The sequence below is a fragment of the Mycolicibacterium fallax genome, assembly GCF_010726955.1.
GTDB classification, from domain to species: domain Bacteria; phylum Actinomycetota; class Actinomycetes; order Mycobacteriales; family Mycobacteriaceae; genus Mycobacterium; species Mycobacterium fallax.
The window spans coordinates 2,349,836-2,374,825 of record NZ_AP022603.1 but is presented as its reverse complement, the minus strand read 5'-3'; the positions used below and the strand labels follow the sequence as shown (position 1 = coordinate 2,374,825).

21 protein-coding genes are annotated in these 24,990 nt (G+C 70.1%); 15 read left to right on the top strand and 6 right to left on the bottom strand.

Features of this window, described 5'->3' with window-relative positions:
• Positions 1–3: 3 nt before the first annotated feature.
• Positions 4–1,710 carry a DEAD/DEAH box helicase gene (locus G6N10_RS11350; RefSeq protein ID WP_085096083.1) on the bottom strand — a complete coding sequence of 569 codons (1,707 nt, stop codon included), beginning with the start codon at positions 1,708–1,710 and terminating at the stop codon, positions 4–6.
• 102 nt (positions 1,711–1,812) lie between these two features.
• On the bottom strand, positions 1,813–2,937 hold the full coding sequence (locus G6N10_RS11345) for a PE-PPE domain-containing protein (RefSeq protein WP_085096085.1): 1,125 nt from the start codon (positions 2,935–2,937) through the stop codon (positions 1,813–1,815).
• 195 nt (positions 2,938–3,132) lie between these two features.
• Here G6N10_RS11345 and G6N10_RS11340 point away from each other — a divergent pair, with 195 nt between their 5' ends.
• From G6N10_RS11340 to G6N10_RS11310, 7 genes are all read left to right on the top strand, one after another.
• A complete protein-coding gene (locus G6N10_RS11340; RefSeq protein WP_085096087.1) occupies positions 3,133–3,690 on the top strand; it encodes a hypothetical protein in 558 nt (185 codons plus the stop codon).
• Between the two features lie 311 nt (positions 3,691–4,001).
• Complete coding sequence (groL, locus tag G6N10_RS11335) at positions 4,002–5,627, top strand: chaperonin GroEL (RefSeq protein ID WP_085096089.1); 1,626 nt, start codon at positions 4,002–4,004, stop codon at positions 5,625–5,627.
• 102 nt (positions 5,628–5,729) lie between these two features.
• The gene (locus G6N10_RS11330; protein ID WP_085096090.1) at positions 5,730–7,211 is read left to right on the top strand and encodes a toll/interleukin-1 receptor and WD40 repeat domain-containing protein; all 1,482 of its coding nucleotides are present in this window, start codon (positions 5,730–5,732) and stop codon (positions 7,209–7,211) included.
• Positions 7,109–8,443, top strand: coding sequence for a WD40 repeat domain-containing protein (locus G6N10_RS11325; protein WP_085096092.1), 1,335 nt, complete (start codon positions 7,109–7,111; stop codon positions 8,441–8,443). Before G6N10_RS11330 ends, G6N10_RS11325 begins: the two co-directional genes overlap by 103 nt.
• Before the next feature lie 19 nt (positions 8,444–8,462).
• The gene (locus G6N10_RS11320) at positions 8,463–8,978 is read left to right on the top strand and encodes a mycothiol transferase (protein WP_085096094.1); all 516 of its coding nucleotides are present in this window, start codon (positions 8,463–8,465) and stop codon (positions 8,976–8,978) included.
• 5 nt (positions 8,979–8,983) lie between these two features.
• The gene (locus tag G6N10_RS11315; RefSeq protein WP_179962833.1) at positions 8,984–9,586 is read left to right on the top strand and encodes a phosphatase PAP2 family protein; all 603 of its coding nucleotides are present in this window, start codon (positions 8,984–8,986) and stop codon (positions 9,584–9,586) included.
• A gap of 69 nt (positions 9,587–9,655) precedes the next feature.
• Complete coding sequence (locus G6N10_RS11310; protein WP_085096096.1) at positions 9,656–10,507, top strand: hypothetical protein; 852 nt, start codon at positions 9,656–9,658, stop codon at positions 10,505–10,507.
• Between the two features lie 761 nt (positions 10,508–11,268).
• On the opposite strand, the gene G6N10_RS11305 is transcribed toward G6N10_RS11310, so the two are convergent.
• Positions 11,269–12,144 (bottom strand): endonuclease domain-containing protein, encoded by an 876-nt coding sequence (locus G6N10_RS11305; protein ID WP_085096098.1) that lies wholly within the window; start codon positions 12,142–12,144, stop codon positions 11,269–11,271.
• Between the two features lie 124 nt (positions 12,145–12,268).
• A complete protein-coding gene (locus tag G6N10_RS11300) occupies positions 12,269–14,302 on the bottom strand; it encodes a prolyl oligopeptidase family serine peptidase (protein ID WP_085096100.1) in 2,034 nt (677 codons plus the stop codon).
• Between the two features lie 102 nt (positions 14,303–14,404).
• Here G6N10_RS11300 and G6N10_RS11295 point away from each other — a divergent pair, with 102 nt between their 5' ends.
• From G6N10_RS11295 to G6N10_RS11280, 4 genes are all read left to right on the top strand, one after another.
• Positions 14,405–14,686, top strand: coding sequence for a putative holin (locus G6N10_RS11295; protein WP_085096209.1), 282 nt, complete (start codon positions 14,405–14,407; stop codon positions 14,684–14,686).
• On the top strand, positions 14,676–15,557 hold the full coding sequence (locus G6N10_RS20420) for a hypothetical protein (protein ID WP_234810551.1): 882 nt from the start codon (positions 14,676–14,678) through the stop codon (positions 15,555–15,557). Before G6N10_RS11295 ends, G6N10_RS20420 begins: the two co-directional genes overlap by 11 nt.
• Positions 15,558–15,627: 70 nt before the next feature.
• A complete protein-coding gene (gene lpdA, locus G6N10_RS11285) occupies positions 15,628–17,022 on the top strand; it encodes a dihydrolipoyl dehydrogenase (RefSeq protein ID WP_085096102.1) in 1,395 nt (464 codons plus the stop codon).
• A 23-nt stretch (positions 17,023–17,045) separates the two neighbouring features.
• On the top strand, positions 17,046–18,392 hold the full coding sequence (locus G6N10_RS11280; RefSeq protein WP_085096104.1) for a cryptochrome/photolyase family protein: 1,347 nt from the start codon (positions 17,046–17,048) through the stop codon (positions 18,390–18,392).
• Here the strand turns inward: G6N10_RS11280 and G6N10_RS11275 are convergent.
• Both G6N10_RS11275 and ramB read right to left on the bottom strand, forming a co-directional pair.
• Positions 18,389–18,940, bottom strand: coding sequence for a carboxymuconolactone decarboxylase family protein (locus G6N10_RS11275; RefSeq protein ID WP_085096106.1), 552 nt, complete (start codon positions 18,938–18,940; stop codon positions 18,389–18,391). The genes G6N10_RS11280 and G6N10_RS11275 overlap by 4 nt on opposite strands.
• Positions 18,941–19,027: 87 nt before the next feature.
• The gene (ramB, locus tag G6N10_RS11270) at positions 19,028–20,458 is read right to left on the bottom strand and encodes an acetate metabolism transcriptional regulator RamB (RefSeq protein ID WP_085096108.1); all 1,431 of its coding nucleotides are present in this window, start codon (positions 20,456–20,458) and stop codon (positions 19,028–19,030) included.
• Between the two features lie 167 nt (positions 20,459–20,625).
• Here ramB and G6N10_RS11265 point away from each other — a divergent pair, with 167 nt between their 5' ends.
• The 4 genes from G6N10_RS11265 to G6N10_RS11250 all read left to right on the top strand — a co-directional run bounded on the left by G6N10_RS11265 (position 20,626) and on the right by G6N10_RS11250 (position 24,946).
• Positions 20,626–21,399: an acyl-[acyl-carrier-protein] thioesterase gene (locus G6N10_RS11265; protein ID WP_085096213.1), complete on the top strand. Its 774-nt coding sequence runs from the start codon at positions 20,626–20,628 to the stop codon at positions 21,397–21,399.
• A 283-nt stretch (positions 21,400–21,682) separates the two neighbouring features.
• Complete coding sequence (aceA, locus tag G6N10_RS11260; RefSeq protein ID WP_085096110.1) at positions 21,683–22,969, top strand: isocitrate lyase; 1,287 nt, start codon at positions 21,683–21,685, stop codon at positions 22,967–22,969.
• Between the two features lie 145 nt (positions 22,970–23,114).
• Positions 23,115–23,978: a 3-hydroxybutyryl-CoA dehydrogenase gene (locus G6N10_RS11255; protein ID WP_085096112.1), complete on the top strand. Its 864-nt coding sequence runs from the start codon at positions 23,115–23,117 to the stop codon at positions 23,976–23,978.
• 92 nt (positions 23,979–24,070) lie between these two features.
• Positions 24,071–24,946, top strand: a complete 876-nt coding sequence (locus tag G6N10_RS11250) for a cyclopropane mycolic acid synthase family methyltransferase (protein ID WP_085096114.1) — start codon at positions 24,071–24,073, stop codon at positions 24,944–24,946.
• Positions 24,947–24,990: the final 44 nt, after the last annotated feature.

The window sequence follows — 24,990 nt, the reverse complement described above, 5'->3', positions numbered from 1 at the left end:
GGGTTACAGCTCGCGGTGCAGGATCCGGATCTGCTCGATCCGGGCGGCCAGCTGGTCCCGGGAGGCCGCGGCCACCGGCGGTCCGCCGCAGCGCCGGCGCAGCTCGTTGTGGATCCAGCCGTGCGGCTTGCCGGACTTGTGGTGCGTCGCCGACACCAGCGCGTTGAGCTCGCGGCGCAGTTCCCGCAGCTGCCCGTGGGTGGACGCCAGCTTCGGCAGCTCCCCGGAGGCGGTGCGCTTCTGCAGCTGCTCGTCCTGGCGCCGGGACAGCAGGTCGCGCATCTGGCCGGCGTCCAGCAGGCCCGGGATGCCGAGGTAGTCGGCCTCCTCGTCGCTGCCCGCGGGGGTCGCGGTGCCGAACGACGAGCCGTCGAAGATCACCTGGTCGAGCTCGGCGTCGGCGCCGAGGGACTCAAAGCCCTTCTCCTCCTCGGCCTTCTCCTCGCGGCGCTGCGCGGCCAGCTCGGCGTCCAGCGGATCCTCGTCGTCGCCGGTGGATTCGCGGTGCGGCTTGCCCAGGACGTGGTTGCGCTGCTCCTCCAGTTCGCTGGCCAGCTGCAGCAGGTTCGGCACCGACGGCAGGAAGATGCTGGCCGTCTCGCCCTGGCGCCGGGACCGGACGAACCGGCCGATCGCCTGGGCGAAGAACAGTGGCGTCGAGGCGCTGGTGGCGTAGACGCCGACCGACAGCCGGGGCACGTCCACCCCCTCGGACACCATCCGCACCGCGACCAGCCACTTCGACGTCGAGTCGGAGAACGCGCTGATCCGGTCGGAGGCGGTCGGGTCGTCGGAGAGCACGACGGCGGGCGGCTCACCGGTGATGGTGCGCAGCAACTCCGCGTAGGCCCGGGCGGCGGTCTGGTCCGAGGCCAGGATCATCCCGCCAGCATCGGGCACGTGTTCGCGCTTCTGGGTTAGCCGGCGGTCGGCGGCGGCGATCACCGCCGGCATCCACTGGCCGGCCGGGTCCAGCGCGGTGCGCCAGGCCCGCGCGGTGTGCTCGGCGCTCAGCGGCTCGCCGAGCCGGGCGGCGTACTCCTCGCCGGCCGAGTCCCGCCAGCGGGCCTCCCCGGAGTACGCCAGGAACACCACCGGGCGGACCACCCCGTCGGCCAGCGCGTCGGAGTAGCCGTAGACGTGGTCGGCCTTGGACCGCAGGAACCCGGCGTTGTCGGGTTCGTAGTCGACGAACGGGATCGGGCTGTCGTCGCTGCGGAACGGGGTACCGGTCAGGGCCAGCCGGCGGGCGGCGTCGTCGAAGGCCTCCCGGATCGCCTCGCCCCAGCTCTTGGCGTCCCCGCCGTGGTGGATCTCGTCGAAGATGACCAGGGTCTTGCGGTTCTCGGTGCGCACCCGGTGCCGGGCCGGATGGCTGGCGACCTGGGCGTAGGTGACGACGACGCCGTGGTAGTCCGAGGAGGTCTGCGAGTTCGAGTTGGAGAACCGCGGGTCCAGCGCGATGCCCATCCGGGCCGCGGCTTGTGCCCACTGCACCTTCAGGTGTTCGGTGGGCACCACGATGGTGACGGTCTCGACGGTCCGCTCGGCCAGCAGTTCGGCGGCGATCCGCAGGGCGAAGGTGGTCTTACCTGCGCCGGGGGTCGCCACGGCCAGGAAATCACGTGGCTTGGCGGCCAGGTATTTGACCAGCGCCCGTCGCTGCCAGCCCCGCAGACTCTGGGTGCTGGGCGCTATGTCAGCCGGCACCCGAAGACTCCAATCGATCGGGTTGCAGTCTAGGGCAGCGATTTGGCCGCACGCATATCGTCGCGGCGTGTCCTGCGGGAACCCGGGAGCGTCGAAGCGGCGTCAGGACGGCGTGCCGTCGCCGCCGTCGGCCGGCCGGCTCGCCGGCTGCGGTCCGGCGGGTTTGCGGGGCGACGGCTGAAGGCCGGCGGTGACCTTCTCGCGCAGCCCGGCCCGGATGCGCCGGACCAGCGCGCGGGGTTCGGCGGCCGGTTCGGCGGCTTGCTTGTCGGCGGCCGGATCGTCGGTGGCTGAGCGTAGCTGCCGAAGCGGGTTCGTCGCCGCGGCGTCGCGGCGGATCTGACCGTCGTACAGGTACGGGCGAGTGTCGCCGGGCCGGTCGTGGCGGCGGTAGCCGGAGTCGATGACCGGGCGCAGCACCCGATCGGCCCGGTCCACCAGCGCCCCGGGCACCCCGAGGTCGCGCAGCGGTTGGGTCAGCGGGAGGTTGCGCGTCGGCGCGAGAACCGTGGTGACCGTGCCGCCCTTGGTGTTGGTCGCGGTGCTGATGTGGTCGGCGGGCACGGTCGACAGGTCGGTCGCCGCCACCGGGGGGCCGTGCACGTAGGCAATGCCCAGCAGCGCGTTGGCCGAAGCCAGCAGATTCCATGGCCGATCGGGCGGATCGGACCAGCCGTCGTACTCCCCGATGACCAGGGTGGTGTCGTAGGGCGTCTCCGGAATGCGACTGACCCGGTAGTTCAGCACCGGAATGAAGGTGCCCGCCGGGAAGTACTCGGCGACACCGGCCTCCGGCGGGGCGATCAGGACGAACCGGATGTCCGCCGGGTCGGGGGCGTCGGGTTGGTGCTCCAGGTCGGCAGCCAACCTCGCGGCGACCATCGAGCCCATCGATTCGCCGATGACCACCACCTTGCCGTCGGTCTCGGCTGCGGTGCTGCGGGCCTGGCGCAGCGTGGCGTTGGACCGGGCCAGGCCGTCGCGCAGCGCGAAATCGGCGGCCAGCGCCTCCTGGGAGTAGTCGACCAGTTGGGGGTCCGGATCGCTGTGGAAGTGCAGGCCGATCGCCGGGTAGCTGGTGGCGACGAGCGGGTACAGCGGGTTGATCGGTTTGAGCACCGTCGCCCCCGGGATCAGCACGGCCTGCTCGGCGTGACCGGCCGGGGCGAGCGGTACCAGCAGGGCCGCGGCGAGCGCCGCGGGGATGAGTGTGCGGGTACCGAACATGCCGGTCTCCTTGACGCCGTTCCGCCCGGGACCGGCCGCCCGGGACTCTCGACGCGATCTCCGGATGTGCAGAACGGTACGCCCGGATGCGGCGTGTCGGAAGGGTGCGCTCGGGGTCCGTTTGGCCGGGATTCGTCGCTATGACACCGGAATTCCCGTGCCCGACCACCGCCGGGTCCACCTAGCCTGGAGACCATGAGGACACGGCTGCGCTGGTGGCAGATCGCGCTGATCGCGGTGGCCGGGGTGACGGCGCTGGCCGGGGTGGCGGTCATCGGGCTGTTCGCCTGGGGGGTGCTGGCGGGTTTCGGCGGCACCGAGGACAGGGGCTTTCAGCCGATGGACCGGCAGGACGCCGCGACGGCGCTGGAACGCCGCGGCGTCACCGTCCCGGACGGTTTTGAGTTCGCCGACGCGACCGGCTACCTGGTGTTCACCGGCGCCGACAGCTACTGGGTCCGCTACGGCGCCCCGGCCGACTTCGACGCGACCTCGGCCGCGGTGGCCGCCGCCAACCCGGACTTTCCGCCGCTGCGGCCGGTGAGCTGCGCCGACGAGGTCGTGGAGAGCTTCGTCGAGAATGCCGGCCTGAACTGCACCCCGACCACCCGGCTGGCCGCGACCACTGCGCATGCCGGCTCGTCCCCCCTGCCGGCGACGACCGCGCACGGCACCCCGACCGACGCCGAGTCACTGCTGGTGGTGGACACCGGGCAGCGCGTCGAGCTGCTGGTGTTCTCGAACGGGCACTGAGCGGAGCTCGACGGCGGGCACTGAGCGCAGCTCGAACGGGCACTGAGCGGAGCTCGACGGCGGGCACGGAGCGCGGCGGCGGCATCGGCGGCCGCCCGGTATCGCTGTGAGGGAAACCGGCGCCCACCCGACGGCACGACCTTGCACTCTCTTATGTCGAGTGCTAAGAATGCTGTTGGCACTCACGACCGGTGAGTGCCAGGTCGGGACGGTGAGGCAGGGCTTCCGTTAGCCCACGGCCGTCCGTCGCGGGCACTGCACCCGGCCAGCGTAAGTAACGAGTCACCCCCAATCCGGAGGAATACTTCGCAATGGCCAAGCAAATTGCGTACGACGAAGAGGCCCGTCGCGGTCTCGAGCGGGGCCTGAACGCCCTCGCCGACGCGGTAAAGGTGACGCTGGGGCCCAAGGGCCGCAACGTCGTCCTGGAGAAGAAGTGGGGCGCCCCCACGATCACCAACGATGGTGTGTCCATCGCCAAGGAGATCGAGCTGGAGGACCCGTACGAGAAGATCGGCGCCGAGCTGGTCAAGGAAGTCGCCAAGAAGACCGACGACGTCGCGGGCGACGGCACCACCACCGCCACCGTGCTGGCTCAGGCCTTGGTTCGTGAGGGCCTGCGCAACGTCGCGGCCGGCGCCAACCCGCTCGGCCTGAAGCGCGGCATCGAGAAGGCCGTCGAGAAGGTCTCTTCGACCCTGCTGGCCTCGGCCAAGGAGGTCGAGACCAAGGAGCAGATCGCTGCCACCGCCGGGATCTCCGCGGGCGACCAGACCATCGGTGACCTGATCGCCGAGGCGATGGACAAGGTCGGCAACGAGGGTGTCATCACCGTCGAGGAGTCCAACACCTTCGGGCTGCAGCTGGAGCTCACCGAGGGCATGCGCTTCGACAAGGGCTACATCTCGGGCTACTTCGTCACCGACGCCGAGCGTCAGGAAGCCGTCCTGGAGGATCCCTACATCCTTCTGGTCAGCTCCAAGATCTCGACCGTCAAGGACCTGCTGCCGCTGCTGGAGAAGGTCATCCAGGCCGGCAAGCCGCTGCTGATCATCGCCGAGGACGTCGAGGGCGAGGCCCTGTCGACCCTGGTGGTCAACAAGATCCGCGGCACCTTCAAGTCCGTCGCCGTCAAGGCCCCGGGCTTCGGTGACCGCCGCAAGGCGATGCTGCAGGACATGGCGATCCTCACCGGTGGCCAGGTCATCAGCGAAGAGGTCGGGCTGTCCCTGGAGACCGCCGACGTCGCGCTGCTGGGCACCGCCCGCAAGGTCGTGGTGACCAAGGATGAGACCACCATCGTCGAGGGTGCCGGTGATTCCGACGCCATCGCCGGCCGGGTGGCCCAGATCCGCACCGAGATCGAGAACAGCGACTCCGACTACGACCGCGAGAAGCTGCAGGAGCGCCTGGCCAAGCTGGCCGGCGGTGTTGCGGTGATCAAGGCCGGCGCTGCCACCGAGGTGGAGCTCAAGGAGCGCAAGCACCGCATCGAGGATGCCGTGCGTAACGCCAAGGCCGCCGTCGAGGAGGGCATCGTCGCCGGTGGTGGCGTGGCTCTGCTGCAGTCGGCTCCGGCGCTCGACGAGCTGTCGCTGACCGGTGACGAGGCCACCGGCGCCAACATCGTGCGTGTTGCGCTGTCGGCCCCGCTCAAGCAGATCGCCTTCAACGCCGGCCTGGAGCCGGGCGTTGTCGCCGAGAAGGTCACCAACTCGGCGGCGGGCACCGGCCTCAACGCCGCCACCGGCGAGTACGAGGACCTGCTGAAGGCCGGCGTTGCCGACCCGGTGAAGGTGACCCGTTCTGCCCTGCAGAACGCGGCCTCCATCGCCGCGCTGTTCCTGACCACCGAGGCCGTCGTGGCCGACAAGCCGGAGAAGGCCGCCGCTCCCGTCGGCGACCCGACCGGTGGCATGGGTGGCATGGACTTCTGAGTTCGAACTCGAGGAAACCCGGTCTGCTTCGGCAGGCCGGGTTTTTTCGATTTTCGTGCGCAACCGCACGCGCGGGGCGAACCTGGTTTCGGGGGTGAACCGGTGGCCGATGCCTACGACGCATTTCTGTCCTACAGTCATGCCGATGCCGCCGCGGCCGCGGGCATCCAGCGCGGACTGCACCGGATCGGGCGGCGGGCGGGCCGGTTGCATGCACTGCGGGTGTTCCGCGACGCCACCGACCTGAGCGCCAACCCGGACCTGTGGGGCCGGGTGCGCGAGGCGATGGACTCCGCGCGCTACCTGGTCGTGCTGCTGTCTCCGCGGGCGGTCACCTCGCACTGGGTCAGTCGCGAGGTCGAGTACTGGTTGGACCGACGCGGCCCGGCGCAGATCATCTTCGCGTTGGTCGGCGGCACCCTGGTGTGGGACGAGTCCACCGGCCGCTTCGACCCGGAGGCCTCCGATGCGGCACTGCCGATACTCACCCGGGCCGCGACGCTGGGGGCCGAACCGCTGTTCGTCGACCTGTCCGGCGACGCGCCGTGGGATCCCGCCGAGGCCGGATTCCGGGACCGGCTGACCGATCTGGCGGCCCCCATCCACGGCAGATCGAAATACGAGTTGGCCGGGGAAGACCTGCGTGAGCAGCGTCGGTTCCGGCGCCTGCGCCGGGCCGCGGTCGCCGGGCTGGCGATGCTGACGGTGGCGGCCACGGTCGCCGCGGGTATCGCGGCCCTCGCCCAGCGCCAGGCCGAGCACAACATGCGGGTGGCCGTCGCCCGGAAGCTGACCGCCGAGGCCCAGGGCATGCTGGCCGGCACTCTGCCCGGCTCGGATTTCCGTGCCTTCCAACAGATCCTGGCCGCCGAAAACCTCGATCCGCAGACCTCGACCGGGCCGACCCGCAACGCGCTGGCCCGTCGGGCCGACACCGAGAAGCTCATCTTCTGCGAATGCCCCGCGGTCAACGCCGTCGCGGTCAGTCCGGACGGGCGCCGGCTGGCCGTCGGTGACAGCGCGGGGCAACTGCGGGTCTGGGATACCGCCACCGGAGATCCGGTGGCGCCACCGGTGGCCGAGCACGCCAAGGCGATCGGATCGGTCGCCTTCGGGCCCGATGGGCGCCGGATCGCCAGCAGCGGTGCCGACGGGACCGTGCGGATCGTCGACGCGGACTCCGGCGAACTGCCGGCCGACCCGCTGCTGGCCGTCAACGCCCAGGTCATCAGCGTGACCTACAGCCCCGACGGCCGCAGGCTGGCCACCGGCGACTCCGACGGCGAGCTGCGGCTGTGGGACGCCGAGACCGGGAGGCAGCTCCGCGCCGCCCGCACCGGTGCCCCGGTGGTGCGGGCCGTGGTGTTCAGCCCGGACCGGCGCCGGCTGGCCGCCGCCGGTACCGACGGCGTCATCCGCATCTGGGACCGCGACCTCAACCCGCTGGCCGACACCGGCAACGGTGGGGAGCCGGTGATGGGTTGGCGTTCGGCCCCGACGGCGATCGGCTGGCGAGCGCCGGCGGTGCCGGCACGGTCCGGTTGTGGGACGGCACCACCGGAGCCCCGATCGGTGAGCCGATGACCTCCGGGCCGGAGATGCTGACCAGCGTTGCCTTCGGCCCCGATGGTGCGTCACTCGCCGTTGCCGGCGAGGACCATCTGGTGCACCGTTGGGACACCGCAACGCAGCAACCGTTGGGTGAGCCGATGGCCGGCCACACCGCCACCGTGCGGGCTCTGGCATTCCTGCCGGACGGCCGCCTGGTCAGCGGCGCCGACGACATGTCGATCCGGATCTGGAATCCGCGCGCAACGTCGCCGATCATCCGCGCCGAGGTCCCGCTGACCGCCCTGGCGATCAGCCCCGATGGTGAGCAGCTGGTGACCGGGGCCGGCGATGGCATCGTGGCGCGCTGGGACGCCGAGGGGAATCGGGTGGGTCCCGCGCTGACCGGACACACCAAAGAGGTGGGTGAGCTGTCGTTTTCGCCCGATGGTCATCGGATCGCGGCGGCCGGTTTCGACGGCTCCTTCCGGATCTGGGATGCGGCCGACGGCGCGGTCCAGACCCTGCCGCCCCGGCCCGGGAAGCCGTTGTGGGCGGCGGTCTTCAGCCCCGGCGGCGACCTCATCGCCGCCGCCGGGGCGGCCGGGTTCATCGAGATCTGGGATGTCCGCGATGCACCGAAACGGTTGCATGCCTTCCCCGCTCACCCCAGCACGGTCACCGCGCTGGCCTTCAGTCCCGATGGGGGGCTCCTGGCCTCGACCGGCTTCGACGGTTCGGAGCGGCTCTGGGACGCCGAGACCGCGGAGCCGGTCGGCGAACCGTTGGTGGGCCCGTTCACCCAGGAGAACTCGCTGGCGGTCGGTTTCAGCCCGGATGGCCGCACGGTCGTCGGGGCCGGGATGAACGGCATGGTGCAGACCTGGGATGTGGACAGTGCAGAACCGGGCCCGGTCTTCGGTCGTACCGGCCTGATCTGGAGCGTCGCCTTCAGCCCCGACGGTGAACTGCTGGCCTCCGGCGGCGCCGACGGCACGGTGCGGGTGTGGGATGTCAGCACGGCCACCGCGCTGATGGATCCCCTTGTCGGACATCGGGGTCGGGTGACGACGGTCGCCTTCACCCCCAACGGCGGGGCGCTGTTGTCGGCATCCGACGACGGCACCGTGCGGTCCTGGCCGATGACCGCCGCGCCGCGGGCGCTGTGCGACAAGCTCACCATAAATATGAGCAGGGAGCAGTGGGATGAGTGGGTGTCCCCGGACATCGGCTACCTTCCCGGCTGTCCGGGGTTGCCGATCGGGTGACCGGTGTAGCGTCGGCGCCATGTCGCAAGCCCAGGCCGCCCGGGAGATCCTGCGCGACGCATTCACCCGCCTGATCGAGCACGTGGACGCCCTGACCGACGGCCTGTCCGACGAGCAGGCCGCGCACCGGCCGGGCCCGCGGGCCAACAGCATCGCCTGGCTGATCTGGCACAGCGCCCGGGTGCAGGACGTCCAGCTCTGCGACATCGCCGGGATCGAGCAGGTCTGGCTGCGCGACGGCTGGGTGGACCGCTTCGCCCTGGGCCTGGCGCCCGAGGAGACCGGCTACGGGCAGAGCCCGGAGGACGCCGGCAAGGTGCGCGCGTCCGCGGAGCTGCTGGCCGGCTACTACCGCGCGGTGCACCGGGTCACCCTGGAGTACATCGCCTCGGTGACCACCGAGGAACTGTCCCGCATCGTCGACACCCGGTGGACCCCGCCGGTGACCGCGTCGGTGCGGCTGGTCAGCATCATCGACGACTGCGCGCAGCATCTCGGGCAGGCCGCCTACCTGCGCGGCCTGATCGACGGCTGACCCCCTTGGCCCAACGTGCGTCGGCGGCGTGGCGGCCCCTGCAGCTGCTCTTTCGCTGGTGGCCGGTGCTCGGTCTGCTCGCCATGGCGGGGCTGGCCCGCGTCGTCGGGACCGGCTCGACCCGGGTGGACCGGTACTTCCTGCGGGACAACACCGCGATCTACGACTGGCGGCTGGTGCTGCTGTTCGTCTCCGACGCCCGGGTGGTGACGGTGGCCTGGGCCGTCGGTGTCGGCATCGCGCTGTGGCAGCAGCGCACCCGGCTGGCACTGGTCGCCCTGGTCACCGTCCCGGTGACGACGCTGCTGGTGCCGGCCTGCAAGCAACTCTTCGGCCGCACCAAGGGCGGGACCTGGGCCTATCCCAGCGGTCACACCACCGTGCTGGTGGTGGTCCTCGGGATGCTGGTGCTGCTGGCCGCCTGGAAAACCTGGGCGGTGATCGCCGCCGGGGTGCTGACGGTGTGGGGGATGCTCGGTCAATCGTTGACCTACCACTACTTCACCGACACCGTCGGCGGGTTGCTGCTGGGCAGCGCGATCGTCGCCGCGGCGGCGGTACTGGCCGGCTGTCCGCCGCCCGGCTGCCGGCCACTCGCGGGTAGCTGACGCAGGTCACACCCGATCGCGTGCCACACTGGCGTGTCCCAAACAGATCATCGGGTGGAGGAACGACGCGTGCGGTTCATTCTGACGGCGTTGCTGTGGTTGCTGACGACGGCGCTGCTGGCCGTCGCGGTGCCGGTCGGCTGGGCCCAGCAGAACCTGGTCCGCGCCGACGGTTACGCCGCGCTGGCACAGCGCGCCGCCGCCGACCGGAGCCTGCAGCAGGCCGTCGCCGGCGAGCTGAGCAGTCAGATCAACGCGCTGGCCGGTCGGGAGGACGCCACCGCGACGCCCGCGGTGATCCGCGCGGTGGCCGGTGCCTATGTCCGTAGCCCGGAGTTCCCCGGGCAGTTCGCCCAGGCCAACCGCTACGCGCACCGCTGGATGTTCACCGACGCCATCCGCTCCGACGTGGATCCGCAGGGCCGCTGGGTGATCGACGTGGCCCCGATGCTGTCGGACGCCGCGTTCCAGGAGACCCTGTCCGATCTGGGTGTCACGGTGCCGTCGACGTTGCCGATCCCGCTGACCGAGGCCGCCCCGAACGGGCTGCGACCCGGGGTGCTGCGTCCGGCCGCGGTGTGGGGTCCGTGGATCGCGATCGCGGCGGCGGTGCTGGCCGCGGCTGGGGCCATCGCGACGCTGTGGTCGGCGCGACGGTTCGGCCGGGGCCTGACCGCCCTCGGCGTCTCGGGGTTGCTGGTCGGGGCGGCCGGCTGGGCCGGACTCGAGGTCGGCCGCGGTCGACTCAAGGACGCGCTGGCCCCGATGTCCACCGACATCCGGGCGGCCGCCGACGCCGTCGTCGTCACCGTCCAGTCCAGCCTGCACGGCTGGCTCAACGTGACCCTCGCGGTCGGCGGGGGACTGGTCATCGTCGGGGTGATCGTCACGCTGCTGAGCGGACTGCGCCGGGCCAGCTGAGGGGGGCGTCGGGCGGGCGGGTGTCGGGCGGGCGTTTTGGCCGGCCGTTTTGGCTGGCGTGCATCCGGTTTTGCGGCGGCGGAGCTCGGTTTGTCTGGCGGTTTGAGGGTGCGGGTGAGTTCCGTGCCGGGCTGGACGCCGTGCATCCGGTTTGACGGCGTCGGGCCGGCTTGTTTGGCGGCGGCGGAGCTCGGTTTTGCGGTCCTGTACCCGATTTGGCGGTCCCGTGCGCTCGGTTTGGCGGCGTCGGAGCCCGGTTTGGCGGCCGCGTGCCCGGTTCGGCGGTCCCGTGACCCCGATTGGGCGCCCGTGAGCCCGGTTCGGCGCCCCTGAACTGCAAGAAGTGTCACCGTCGCGCAGGCCAGGGTGGCCCGCTTCAGCGACGGTGACACTTTTGGCTGTTGTTTTGCGCGACGGTGACACTTCTTGCTCCGGCCCTGCGTGACGGTGACGTCTTTGGTAGTGAGAATGCGATTCTCCTACCAAAAGTGTCACCGTCGCGGGGCTGGCCGAACGGAAGTGTCACCGTCGCTGATTTTGACGACCAAAAGTGTCACCGTCGCGAACCGGGTCCGACGGAAGTGTCACCGTCGCTGATTTTGACGACCAAAAGTGTCACCGTCGCAAAACGGGTCCAACGGAAGTGTCACCGTCGCGCGCTGGACCCGCCAAAAGTGTCACCGTCGCGAACCGGGCCCGACGGAAGTGCCACCGCCGCGCACCGGACCCGCCAAAAGTGTCACCGTCGCGAAACGCCGGGGTCAGATCGGGCAGCCCGCGGCCCGCAGCTTGTCGCGCACCCGCTTGACGATCTCGTTCGGCCGCTCCAGCATCGCCGCGCTCACCCGGATCACCGTCCAGCCCGCCGCCTCGATCAGTTCGGCGCGTTCGATGTCCCATGCCCGTTGACGCGGGTCGTCCCAGTGCTGCGCGCCGTCGTACTCGACGGCGACCCGCCACTGCGGCCAGCCCAGGTCGAGCCGAATCGGTGCACCGGGTTGGTAGGGCAGCTCGATCTGGGTCTGCGGGACGGGCAGCCCGGCGGTGCACAGGGTCAACCGCAGCCGGGTTTCCGGTGGGGACTCCGCGCCGGGGTCGCACAGCGCCAGGGCGGTCCGCAGCCGGCGCCGTCCACGCAGCCGCGGATGCCGGTCGAGCAACGGCAGCACCTCCGCGGGGGTGATCCCGGTGGCGTTCATCAGCGCGTCGAGCAGGGCGACACTGCGTTCGGCGGGCAGCAGTCGGCCCAGGTCGAAGGCGGTGCGCGCCGCGGTGGTGACCGGCAAACCGTCGACGGTCATCACCTCCTGCGGCAGCGGAAGCCAGGAGTAGGCGATCAGGCCCGGCTGGTTGCGATGCGATCGGCGGCTGATCTGCGCGGGCCAGTCGGCGTTGAGCCATTTGGTGCCGTGCATGGCGGCGGCCGACACGCAGACCAGCGTCGCGCCGGTGGACAGCCAGGCCGCCCGGGCCCGGATCGCCGCCGTCGGGGTGACTTCGGCCGACAGGTACACCCCGCGGTAGAGCCGCTGGTAGTTCGGGCCGCGCAGCGCGCCGGGGGTGATCCGGGCGTCCAGCAGCGCCTGGCAGCGGGAGAACGGCAGCTCCGCCGCGGCGCGCTCGGGGATCTCGTCCATCCGCCGATTGTGCGGCCGACGGGCGGTTGGGTTACCTCACCGAGGGCCAGTTATCCACAGGCCGGGCGCCGGGTCAGCCCGGACGCCGGGTCAGCCCGGACGCCGGGTCAGTCCGGACGCAGGGTCACCCCAGCAACCGGTGCAGGAACGTGTAGGTCAGCGCCGCCTTGAACGCCGCCTGCGAGTTGTCCGCCGCGCCGGCGTGACCGCCCTCGATGTTCTCGTAGTAGCGCACCCGGTGCCCGACGGCCTCCAGCGCCGCGGTCATCTTCCTGGCGTGCCCCGGATGCACCCGGTCGTCGCGGGTGGAGGTGGTCATCAGCAGTGCCGGGTACTGCGCGTCGGCGGAAATGTTCTGGTATGGCGAGTACTCGGAGATGAACGCCCAATCGTCGGGATTGTCCGGGTCGCCGTACTCGGCCATCCAGGACGCCCCGGCCAGCAGCGTGTGATAGCGCCGCATGTCCAGCAGCGGCACGCTGCACACCAGCGCGCCGAACAGCTGCGGGTAGCGGGTCAGCATGATGCCCATCAGCAGGCCGCCGTTGGATCCGCCCTGGGCGCCGAGCTGCCCGACGGTGGTCACCCCGCGCTCGACGAGGTCGGCGGCGACGGCCGCGAAGTCCTCGGCGACCAGGTGCCGGCCCTGCCGGGTGGCCTGGGTGTGCCAGGTGGGGCCGTACTCGCCGCCGCCGCGGATGTTGGCCAGCACGTAGGTGCCGCCCCGGCTCAGCCACAACCGGCCCAGCACCCCGCCGTAGCCCGGCAGAGAGGACACCTCGAAGCCGCCGTAGCCGCCCAGCAGGGTCTTGCTCGGGCCGGTCGAATCCCGCGGTGCCACCACGAAGTAGGGGATCCGGGTGCCGTCTGCGGAGATGGCGAAGTGCTGCTCGACGGCGAGGTTGTCGGCGTCGAACATCGCCGGGGCGCTCTTGACCTCGGTGAGCTCGCCGTCCACCGACCCGCACAGCAGCCGGGACGGACTGGTGAATCCGCTGGAATCCAGGAAGATCTCGTCGCTCTGGTCGTCGGCCGTGACGATCGCGGTGGTGGTGTTGTCGGCCAGCCCGGGCACCGGGCGCCGGGACCAGTCGCCGGGGGTGACGATCTCCACTCGGCTGGTCACGTCCGACAGCGTCACCAGCACCAGCCGGTCCCGGGTCCAGGCGTAGCTGTCCAGGAAGGTGTGCTCGTCGGGGGTGAACACCACCTGCAGCTCGACGGTGCCGGAGTGGAACTCGGCGTAGTCGGCGGCCAGCAGGGACCCGGCCGGGTAGGTCCGCTCGCCGATCGCCCAGTCGGTGCGCGGCCGGATCAGCAGCCACTGCCGGTGCAGCGAGATGGAGGCGTCGGTCGGCACGTCGATCCGGATCAGCTTGGGGCCGTAGTCGCGGTCGGCCAGCTCGTAGCGCTCGGCGTTGTGAAAGTCCAGTGCCCGCACCACCAGGGTGCGTTCGAAGCCCGGGGTGCGGTCGACGCCGGCGCCCACGCTGACGTCGGTGGCGGCCCCGCTGAACAGCGTCTCGGCCTGCTCCAGCGGCTCGCCGCGGCGCCACCGCTTGACCATCCGCGGATAGCCGGAGTCGGTCAGCGACTCGGGGCCGAAGTCCGTGCCGATCAGCACGGTGTCCGGGTCCTCCCAGCTGATGTCGGTCTTGGCCTCGGGCACGACGAAGCCGTCGGGCACAAACTCCCGGGTGGCCATGTCGAACTCGCGGACGACGACGGCGTCCGACCCGCCCCGGGACAGGCAGACCAGGGCGCGGGTCAGCTCCGGCTCGATGACGTCGGCGCCGGCCCACACCCAGTTCTCGTCCTCGGTGGTCGCCAGCGCGTCGAGGTCGATCAGCACGTCCCAGTCCGGGGCGTCGCCGCGGTAGGACTCCAGCGTGGTGCGGCGCCACAGCCCGCGCGGGTTGGACCCGTCGCGCCAGAAGTTGTACAGCAGCTCACCGCGGCGACGGACGTACGGGATGCGGGCGTCGGTGTCGAGCACCTCCAGCGCCTCGGTGCGCAGCGACTCGAACTCGTCGTCGCAGAACTCCTCCAGGGTGGGTTCGTTGTGCGCGCGGACCCAGTCCAGCGCGGCCTCGCCGCTGATGTCCTCCAGCCACAGGTGCGGATCGTCGGGCGCGGCGGTCGGGGTGTGTTCGGCCATGCCGCCATTCTGGCTGCCGGGCCGCGGCTGGCGGTCAGCCGGTCCCCGGGGCGCGCCGCGCGGTTCCGCGGTGCAGCCGCCCGCGCGACGTATGGTCGAGGCATGATTCCGCTGCCGCGGGCGCCCATCCTGACCGCCGTGATGCTGCTCGGCCTCGCTGCGGGCGTGCTGGCCGGGGTGCTCGGAGCCGTATTGGTCGAGTCACCGGTGCGCCCCGACCTGGTGATGGGGCTGGTGCTCGGGGTGCCGTCGGTGCTCGGGGTGCTCACGGTGCTGGTGGCGGGCCGACGGTGGGTGACCGCCACCGGTGCGTTCCTGGTCTCGGTGGCACCCGGCTGGTTCGCCGTGCTGGTGCTGGCACAGGTGGTCAACGGTGCCGGATAGCCCGATCGACACCGCCGAGGAACTCGCCGCCCGACGGCCGGCCAAACCCGCAGTGGATATGGATTCGATGCCCTACACCGAGCCGCACCCCGCGCCGATCTTCGACACCGGCCCGCACCCCGAGCCGTTGACCGGGGACACCGCGGCCGGGAAGCCCGCGACCAAGCCCGCGGCCAAGGACTCAGCTGAGGACTCAGCCAAAGCCGCAGCTGAGGACCCAGCGAAGGGCGCCGCCCAAGACGCCGCCGAGCTTCCCGCCGACCTCGCCGAGGAACCCGCGCCGGTGGTGTCGGCCTGGGCGTTCTCCGACGAGCAGCTGCAGTGGCGGACACCGGACCCGGTGCCCGAGGCCGCCGAGCCCGGCGCCGTCGCGCCGGCCGCACCCGGCGACGTCGAGGACGACGGCCACACCGAGAACCTCAACATCTTGGACCTGGACGCCGACAGTCTCACCGCGGACCCGGACAACCCGGCGCCCGAGCCGTCGGCCGCCGGTCCGCGGCACGCGATGCCGGGGCGACGGGGACGCCACCCCGGCCCGGCGCAGCCGATGGTGGTGCCGGGGGCCTACCAGAGCGTGAAGCTGTGGCAGTTCGGGCTGCTGCTGGCGGGGGTGTGGCTGGTGGCGGCGGCGATCGGCGTCGGCGCCTACCGCTGGTGGTTCCTCGCGGCGGACAAGATCTGGCCGGACTTCGCGGTGCTGTGCTATGTGGTGGTCGCCGCGGTCGCGGCGCTGCTGACCTCGCTGGTCGAGCAGCGCAGGCCGCTGATCGCCGGGCTGGCGGTGGCGCTGATGACCGCGCCGTTCGCCTCCGGAATCGGTGCCGCCGCGCTGTATGGCATGTACGTGTTCAAGTGGCTGACCCCGTAGCCGAATTCGCGGTGCCGGTGCGTCCGAGATCGCTGTTCGCGACGCCCGGTCTGCCGATAGGCTGAGGGACGTGACCCACTATGACGTCGTCGTTCTCGGAGCCGGCCCCGGCGGTTATGTCGCCGCCATTCGCGCAGCCCAGCTGGGGCTCAAGACCGCCATCATCGAACCCAAATACTGGGGCGGGGTCTGCCTGAACGTGGGCTGTATCCCGTCAAAGGCGTTGCTGCGCAACGCCGAGCTGGCGCACATCTTCAACTCCGAGGCCAAGACCTTCGGGATCAGCGGGCAGGTCAGCTTCGACTTCGGGGCCGCCTTCGACCGCAGCCGCAAGGTGTCGGAGGGCCGCACCGCCGGCGTGCACTACCTGATGAAGAAGAACAAGATCACCGAGATCCACGGCTACGGAACCTTCGTCGATGCCGGCACCGTGAGCGTCGCCCTCAACGACGGCGGCACCGAGACCGTCACCTTCGGCAACGCCATCATCGCCACCGGCAGCAGCACCCGGCTGGTGCCCGGCACCGCGCTGAGCGAGAACGTCGTCACCTACGAGAAGCAGATCCTGACCCGCGAGCTGCCCGGCTCGATCATCATCGCCGGGGCCGGCGCGATCGGCATGGAGTTCGCCTACGTGCTGAAGAACTACGGCGTCGAGGTCACCATCGTCGAGTTCCTGCCCCGCGCGTTGCCCAACGAGGACGCCGAGGTCTCCAAGGAGATCGAGAAGCAGTACAAGAAGCTCGGGGTGAAGATCCGCACCGGCACCAAGGTCGAGTCCATCACCGACGACGGGTCCGCGGTCACCGTCGTGGTCAGCAAGGACGGCAACACCGAGGAACTGCGCGCCGACAAGGTGCTGCAGGCCATCGGCTTCGCCCCCAACGTCGAGGGCTACGGCCTGGAGAACATCGGCGTCGCGCTGACCGACCGTCGCGCCATCGCCGTCGACGACTACATGCGCACCAATATCGCCAACATCTACGCCATCGGTGACGTCACCGCCAAGTTGCAGCTGGCGCACGTCGCGGAGGCGCAGGCGGTGGTCGCCGCCGAGACCATCGCCGGGGCCGAGACGATGACCCTCGGTGACTACCGGATGATGCCGCGGGCGACGTTCTGCCAGCCGCAGGTGGCCAGCTTCGGGCTGACCGAGGCCCAGGCCCGCGACGAGGGCTACGACGTGCGGGTGGCCAAGTTCCCGTTCACCGCCAACGGCAAGGCGCACGGGCTGGCCGACCCGACCGGGTTCGTCAAGCTGATCGCCGACGGTAAGCACGGTGAACTGATCGGCGGCCACCTGATCGGGCCGGACGTCTCCGAACTGCTGCCGGAGCTGACGCTGGCGCAGAAGTGGGATCTCACCGTCAACGAGTGCGCCCGCAACGTGCACACCCACCCGACGCTGTCCGAGGCGCTGCAGGAATGCTTCCACGGGCTGGCCGGGCACATGATCAACTTCTAGCCGGTCGGCCGCGCACCGGCGCCATGAGCGCGATTGACCTGGTCTGGTTCCGCCGCGACCTTCGGCTGGCGGATCTGCCGACGCTGCTGGCCGTTGCCGACACCGCGGCCGCGGTGTTCGTGCTGGACGACGTGCTGCTGCGGCCCGGGCCGCGGCGCAGTTTCCTGTTCGACTGCCTGCGCCGCCTCGACGAAGCCCTGGCCGGCCGGCTGCTGGTGACCCGTGGCGACCCGGTCGCGGTGATCCCGGCGCTGGCCCGCGAGCTCGGCGCCGGCGCGGTGCACATCTCGGCCGACTTCGGCCCGTACGGGTCGCGCCGCGACCGGGCGGTGGCGGCCGCGCTCGGCGCGGTCCCGCTGCTGCCCAGCGGCTCGCCGTACGTCGTCGCACCCGGGCGGATCCGCAAATCCGACGGGACCGCCTACCGGGTGTTCACCCCGTTTCGGCGGGCCTGGCTGGAGCACGGCTGGCGGGCACCGGCCCGCACCGGCCCGGACACGGTGCGCTGGCTGGACCCGGCCGGACTCGGCATGCGGGTGCCGATCCCGACCGACGACGGCGCCGTCGCGCTGCCCGCGGCCGGGGAGGCCGCCGCCGCGGCCCGGTGGCACAGCTTCCTGGCCGACGGTCTGGACCGCTACCACCGCGATCGGGACCGGCCCGACCTGTCCGGCACCACCGGGCTGTCGCCGTACCTGAAGTTCGGCTGCCTGCACCCGCGCACCGTGCTGCAGGATCTGCGCGGTCGCGGCGACGACGCCGCCGCCACCCTGCGCAGCGAACTGTGCTGGCGGGACTTCTACGCCGACGTCCTCCACGACCGCCCGGACACCGCGCAGCGCAACTACAACCCGCGCTTCGACCGGATCCGCCACGACACCGGCCCGGATGCCCAGCGGCTGTTCGAGGCGTGGGCGCAGGGCCGCACCGGGTTCCCGATCGTGGACGCCGGGATGCGTCAGCTGCTGGCGCAGGGCTGGATGCACAACCGGGTGCGGATGATCGTGGCGTCGTTTCTGACCAAGGATCTGCACCTGCCGTGGCGCTGGGGCGCCCGGCACTTCATGCGGCACCTCGTCGACGGCGACCTGGCCTCCAACCAGCATGGCTGGCAGTGGACCGCGGGATCGGGCACCGACGCTGCGCCATACTTCCGGGTGTTCAACCCGATCGGCCAGGGCGAGAAGTTCGACCCTGACGGCGACTACGTCCGGCGGTGGGTGCCCGAGCTGCGCGGGGTCGCCGGCAAGCGGGTGCACCGGTTGGCCGACGGGCGGCCGCCGGGCTACCCGGAGCCGATCGTCGACCACGCCGAGGAACGGCGGGAGGCGCTGGCCCGCTACGCCGAGACCGCGGACCGGGGCGATTAGTCCGGGAAGTCCAGCGGCAGCTTGAGGGTGTTCATGCTGGCGGCCAGGCCGTCGTATTGGGCGGCCAGCAGGCAGAATTCGATCTGCTGGCGGGAATCCAGGTGGCCGGCCAGGGCCGCCCAGGTCGGCGCCGACACCCCGCGGTCCATGACGAACTCGTCGGTGGCCCGCAGCAGGGCGCGCTGCCGGTCGGTCAGCCCGGCGGCGTCCGGGCCGGCGAAGATCTGCTGCTGCAACTCGTCGTCGACGCCGCGGGAGCGGGCCAGCCGGCGGTGCTGCTGCAGCTCGTATTCGCAGTCGCGCAGATGCCCGACCCGCAGGATCACCAGCTCGGCGTCCTGGCGGGACAGTCGGCCCCAATACAGCAGCACCCCGGAGAACGGCAGCCAGCTCCAGAACGCCAGGCTGTGCCGGGACAGCGCGTTGAACAGGTGGAACTGCGGGGCCCGGATGCCGCGGGCGCCGAGCCGGCAGATCAGCCAGTTGATCGGCCCGATGTCGCGGACGCCGGAGCTCACCGGGACGCGGGCGGGCTCGATGTCGCTCATGAGGGTCGAGTGTGGCACAGCGCAGCGGGCGCCGTGGTCCGGCGGGAGCCGCGTGCCGACGGTTATCGGTGCCCGGGTGGTGTGCGGTCAGGGCCGCACCAGGTACGGCGAGACGGTGGACCGGTGCGCGTCGAGGTCCAGCGCCCGGCCCAGCGCCGGGAAGGCCCGCTGGGTGCAGTTGTCGCGTTCGCACACCCGGCAGCCGGCCCCGATCGGGGTGGCGACGGCGGACAGGTCGCCGGACAGATCCAGGCCCTCGGAATACACCAGCCGGTGCGCGTGCCGCAGCTCGCAGCCCAGCCCGATGGCGAAGGTCTTGCCGGGCTGGCCGTAGCGCGAGGTGCGCCGCTCGATGGTGCGGGCCACCCACATGTAGTTGCGGCCGTCGGGCATCTGGGCGATCTGCACCAGCACCTTGCCCGGGTTGGCGAACGTCTCGTAGACGTTCCACAGCGGGCAGGTGCCGCCGGTGGAGGAGAAGTGGAATCCGGTCGCGGACTGGCGTTTGGACATGTTGCCGGCCCGGTCGACCCGGACGAAGGAGAACGGCACCCCCCGCATGGACGGCCGCTGCAGGGTGGACAGCCGGTGGCAGACCGTCTCGTAGGACACCTGGTAGAACGTCGACAGCCGCTCGATGTCGTAGCGGAAGTTCTCGGCGACGTCGTGGAACTGCCGGTAGGGCAGCATCGCCGCGGCCGCGAAGTAGTTGGCCAGCCCGAGCCGGGCCAGGGTCTGGGATTCCTCGCTGGTGAAGCTGCCCTCGGCGACCAGCGCGTCGATCAGTGTGCCGTACTCCAGATAGCCCAGCTCGGTGGCCAGTTTGAAGACCTGCTGGCCGCGGGTCAGGTGGCCGCTGATCTCCAGGGTCTTGGTGTCCGGGTCGTAGCGGTGCAGCACGTCGTCGCCGAGGTCGATCCGGCGGGCGATGCGCACCCCGTGCTTCTGGATGAGCCGCTGGGACAGATCGCCGGCCAGATCGCCGCGGTGCATGCGCATCCGGACGGTGAGATCCTCCGCCGCGGTGTCGAGTTCGTGCAGGTAGTTCTGCCGCTCGTAGAAGTAGTCGCGGACCTCCTCGTGCGGCATCGAGATCGACCCGGTGCCGCTGCCGCCGGTGTTCAGGTTGAACCGGGCCTCGGTGGCGGCGGCCAGCCGGGCGGTGGTGAGCCGGTAGCGCCGGTGCAGGTTGACCATCGCCTTGGCCAGTGCCGGGTGCGCGTGCACCATGTCGGCGACCTCGGACACGTCGACGTCGATGCCGAGATCGCGGTCCAGCGTCGCCTCCCGAAGCTCGGCGATCAGCCGGGTGTCGTCCTGGGTGGAGAAGAAGGTGGCGTCCACCCCGAAGGCCTCGGTGATGCGCAGCAGCACCGAGACGGTCAGTGGCCGGACATCGTGTTCGATCTGGTTGAGATAGCTCGGCGAGATCTGCAGCTGCTGGGCGAGTGCGGCCTGGCTGTAGCCGCGTTCGCTGCGCAGCTGGCGTACCCGCGCACCGACGTACGTCTTGGACACCCGGCCAGCCTACCTGCGTGTTAACGATGAATTCGCAGCATTGGCAACCGCCGCGGCCCGGTCGAATCCGCGCGGTCCGAGGTGCGCTACGGCGCGGTTTGGCATGATCGGCGTTCGTGGAGAACAACACCGCTACGCGTGCCGTGTCTGGACTGGGCAAGATTCTGATGCCGGTGCCCGAGGGGCATCCGGATGTGTTCGAACGCGAGTGGCCGCTGCGAGTCGGCGACATCGAGCGCACCGGCCGACTGCGGTTCGACGCCGCCTGCCGGCATATCCAGGACGTCGGGCAGGACCATCTGCGCGAGCTGGGGCAGGAGGACACCCACCCGGCCTGGATCGTGCGGCGCACCATGGTCGACCTGATCCGGCCGATCGAATTCTCCGACATCCTGCGGCTGCGGCGCTGGTGCTCGGGCACCTCGAACCGGTGGTGCGAGATGCGGGTGCGCATCGACGGCCGCAAGGGTGGACTGGTGGAGTCCGAGGCGTTCTGGATCAACGCCAACAAGGACACCGGGACCCCGGCCCGGATCTCCGACGACTTCCTGCGCGGCCTGCAGGCCACCACCGACGTCGACCGGTTGCGCTGGAAGGCCTACCTCACCGCGGGGTCGCGGGACGACGCCCTGGAGATCCGGCCGTATCCGCTGCGGGTCACCGACATCGACATGTGGGATCACATGAACAACTCGGTGTACTGGACGGTCATCGAGGACTACCTGGATCGGCACCCGGAGCTGCTGGCCGGGCCGCTGCGGGTGACCATCGAGCACGACGCTGCGGTGGCCGGTGGCGACGAGTTGGAGATCCTCACGCACGTCTATCCGGCCGGGTCCACCGACAAATTCGGGGCGGACCTGACCGATCGGGATGTAATAACGCTCACATACGTCGTCGGCAACGACGTGAAGGCCGTCGCGGCGCTGTTCGCGCTCTAACAGTACGGTTGTCCGGTATTTTTCCGGGCTGACCTGCGCGGACATGTTACCGGCGCGTAACAGCTGAACCGGTTCAGTGCAGAGCTTTCTTCGCAAAGTTAGCGAGACGGTTGCTGAACTTGCCAAAATTGGCAGCGGAATGGGGTGGACCTGCGCATATGTCGCGTGGCACGCTCTTGGGAGCGCATCAGCGAAGTTGCGGCGGTGTTAGCAAGCCGGCGATCCCGGTAGCACCGAGGCAACTTGCAGCCTGCAAGCACCGTCTCGTCGAATGGAGTCCACAGTGTCCACCGTTGGCACCCCCAAGTCCGCCGAACAGATCCAGCACGACTGGGATCACAACCCCCGCTGGAAGGGCATCACCCGTACGTACACCCCGGCCGACGTCGTGGCCCTGCAGGGCACCGTCGTCGAGGAGGCCACCCTGGCCCGTCGCGGCGCCGAGGTGCTCTGGGCGCAGCTGCATGACATGGACTTCGTCAACGCGCTCGGCGCGCTGACCGGCAACATGGCCGTGCAGCAGGTCCGCGCCGGCCTGAAGGCCATCTACCTGTCCGGGTGGCAGGTCGCCGGCGACGCCAACCTGTCCGGCCACACCTACCCCGACCAGAGCCTCTACCCGGCCAACTCGGTGCCGCAGGTGGTCCGCCGGATCAACAACGCGCTGCTGCGCGCCGACGAGATCGCCAAGGTCGAGGGCGACACCTCGGTGGAGAACTGGCTGGCCCCGATCGTGGCCGACGGTGAGGCCGGCTTCGGTGGCGCGCTGAACGTCTACGAGCTGCAGAAGGCGATGATCGCCGCCGGTGTCGCCGGTTCGCACTGGGAGGACCAGCTGGCCTCGGAGAAGAAGTGTGGCCACCTCGGTGGCAAGGTGCTGATCCCGACCCAGCAGCACATCCGCACCCTGACCTCCGCCCGGCTGGCCGCCGACGTCGCCGACGTCCCGACCGTGGTCATCGCCCGCACCGACGCCGAGGCCGCCACCCTGATCACCAGCGACGTCGACGAGCGCGACCGTCCGTTCATCACCGGTGAGCGCACCGCCGAGGGCTTCTACCACCTCAAGAACGGCCTGGAGCCGTGCATCGCCCGCGCCAAGGCCTACGCGCCGTACTCCGACCTGATCTGGATGGAGACGGGCACCCCGGACCTGGCGCTGGCCAAGAAGTTCGCCGAGGGCGTCAAGAGCGAGTTCCCGGACCAGATGCTGGCCTACAACTGCTCGCCGTCGTTCAACTGGAAGCAGCACCTCGACGACGACACCATCGCCAAGTTCCAGCGCGAGCTGGGCGCGATGGGCTTCAAGTTCCAGTTCATCACGCTGGCCGGCTTCCACGCGCTGAACTACTCGATGTTCGACCTGGCCTACGGCTACGCCCGCGAGCAGATGAAGGCCTACGTCGAGCTGCAGGAGCGCGAGTTCGCCGCCGAGGAGCGGGGCTACACCGCCACCAAGCACCAGCGCGAGGTCGGTGCCGGCTACTTCGACAAGATCGCCACCACCGTCGACCCGAACAGCTCGACCACCGCGCTGTCCGGCTCGACCGAAGAGGGCCAGTTCCACTGAGGCTGACGATCAAGTCAGCTCGCGAACCGAGCCACTGAGAATCGAATGACCCTGGCCCCGCCCGGCCCGTTCTGGGCGGGGCCTTGGGCGTAACTGCCGGTTGTGTCGCCGGCGAAGACCTCAACCGCGGAAAGAAGTGAAAGACGTGACAACGCAAGCGATCGAGCGAGTGGGTGTGGTCGGTGCCGGCCAGATGGGTGCCGGTATCGCCGAGGTGTGTGCCCGGGCCGGGGTCAACGTGCTGGTGTTCGAGAATTCCGACGCGCTGGTCACCGCCGGACGCAACCGGATGGTGAAGTCCCTGGAGCGCGGGGTCAGCGCGGGCAAGATCACCGAGCGGGAGCGGGACCGGGCCCTGGACGGCCTGTCGTTCACCACCGACCTCAAGGATCTGGCCGACCGCCAGCTGGTCATCGAGGCCGTCATCGAGGACGAGCAGGTCAAGGCGAAGATCTTCGCCGAGCTCGACGCCGTCATCGACGACCCGGACGCCATCCTGGCGTCGAACACCTCCAGCATCCCGATCATGAAGATCGCCGCGGCCACCAAGAACCCGCAGCGGGTGATCGGCCTGCACTTCTTCAACCCGGTGCCGGTGCTGCCGCTGGTCGAGTTGGTCAGCACCCTGGTCACCGGCGAGGCCGCGCTGGCCCGCGCCGAGGAGTTCGCCGGCAGTGTGCTCGGCAAGCAGGTGGTGCGCTGCTCGGACCGCTCCGGCTTCGTCGTCAACGCGCTGCTGGTGCCGTATCTGCTCTCGGCGATCCGGATGGTCGAGGCCGGCTTTGCCACCGTCGAGGACGTCGACAAGGCCGTGGTGGCCGGGCTGTCGCACCCGATGGGTCCGCTGCGGCTGTCCGATCTGGTCGGCCTCGATACGCTCAAGCTGATCGCGGACAAAATGTACGATGAGTTCAAGGAGCCGCACTACGGCTCGCCGCCGTTGCTGGAGCGGATGGTGGAGGCCGGAATGTTGGGCAAAAAGGCTGGCCGGGGCTTTTACACATACTGAATGGATCGCCGCGAATCGGAAGATCGCAGGTAGCTGTTCTATGGTGTTTGTTTAGTTCGCCGTAGTCGATGTTGAGTTAGGTGTGAATAGAGATGGCACAGGCAGAATCGGGACTCGAGCCCTACTACGAGGAGTCTCAGTCGATTTACGACGTCTCCGATGAGTTCTTCGCACTGTTCCTCGACTCGACGATGGGGTACACCTGCGCGTACTTCGAGCGCGACGACATGTCGCTGGAGGAGGCGCAGAACGCCAAGTTCGACCTGGCGCTGGGCAAGCTCAACCTGGAACCCGGCATGACGCTGCTGGACATCGGCTGCGGCTGGGGCGGTGCGCTGCGGCGCGCGGTGGAGAAGTTCGACGTCAACGTCATCGGCATCACGCTCAGCAAGAACCAGAGCGCCTACAGCCGCAAACTGCTGTCCGGCCTGGACACCCAGCGCACCGTCGAGGTGCGGATGCAGGGCTGGGAGGAATTCGACGACAAGGTGGACCGCATCGTGTCCATCGGCGCGTTCGAGGCCTTCAAGGCCGAGCGTTACCCGGCGTTCTTCGCCAAGGCCTACGACGTGCTGCCCGCGGACGGCCGGATGCTGCTGCACACCATCTTGGCGCACACCCAGAAGTTCTTCCGGGACAACGGCATCAAGCTGACCATCAGCGACCTGAAGTTCATGAAGTTCATCGGCGAGGAGATCTTCCCCGGCGGGCAGCTGCCCGCGGTGGAAGGCATCGAGAAGCTCGCCGCCGACAGCAACTTCACCCTGGAGCGGGTGCACCTGCTGCAGCCGCACTACGCCAAGACCCTGGACATCTGGGCGGAGAACCTGACGGCGAACCGGGACGCGGCGATCGCCATGCAGAGCGAAGAGATCTACGACAAGTACATGCACTACCTGACCGGCTGCGCGGACTTCTTCCACCGCGGCATCACCAACGTCGGGCAGTTCACCCTGGCCAAGGGCTGAGTACGGGGCCGAGTACTAGTCAGGGCTGGGTAGGGATCGTTGCG

Coding starts and splice junctions, on each gene's coding strand:
- G6N10_RS11345 (WP_085096085.1), bottom strand. CDS start 2,937: ATGTTCGGTACCCGCACACTCATCCCCGCGGCGCTCGCCGCGGCCCTG.
- G6N10_RS11340 (WP_085096087.1), top strand. CDS start 3,133: ATGAGGACACGGCTGCGCTGGTGGCAGATCGCGCTGATCGCGGTGGCC.
- groL (WP_085096089.1), top strand. CDS start 4,002: ATGGCCAAGCAAATTGCGTACGACGAAGAGGCCCGTCGCGGTCTCGAG.
- G6N10_RS11320 (WP_085096094.1), top strand. CDS start 8,463: ATGTCGCAAGCCCAGGCCGCCCGGGAGATCCTGCGCGACGCATTCACC.
- G6N10_RS11305 (WP_085096098.1), bottom strand. CDS start 12,144: ATGGACGAGATCCCCGAGCGCGCCGCGGCGGAGCTGCCGTTCTCCCGC.
- G6N10_RS11300 (WP_085096100.1), bottom strand. CDS start 14,302: ATGGCCGAACACACCCCGACCGCCGCGCCCGACGATCCGCACCTGTGG.
- G6N10_RS11295 (WP_085096209.1), top strand. CDS start 14,405: ATGATTCCGCTGCCGCGGGCGCCCATCCTGACCGCCGTGATGCTGCTC.
- G6N10_RS11280 (WP_085096104.1), top strand. CDS start 17,046: ATGAGCGCGATTGACCTGGTCTGGTTCCGCCGCGACCTTCGGCTGGCG.
- G6N10_RS11275 (WP_085096106.1), bottom strand. CDS start 18,940: ATGAGCGACATCGAGCCCGCCCGCGTCCCGGTGAGCTCCGGCGTCCGC.
- G6N10_RS11265 (WP_085096213.1), top strand. CDS start 20,626: ATGCCGGTGCCCGAGGGGCATCCGGATGTGTTCGAACGCGAGTGGCCG.
- G6N10_RS11250 (WP_085096114.1), top strand. CDS start 24,071: ATGGCACAGGCAGAATCGGGACTCGAGCCCTACTACGAGGAGTCTCAG.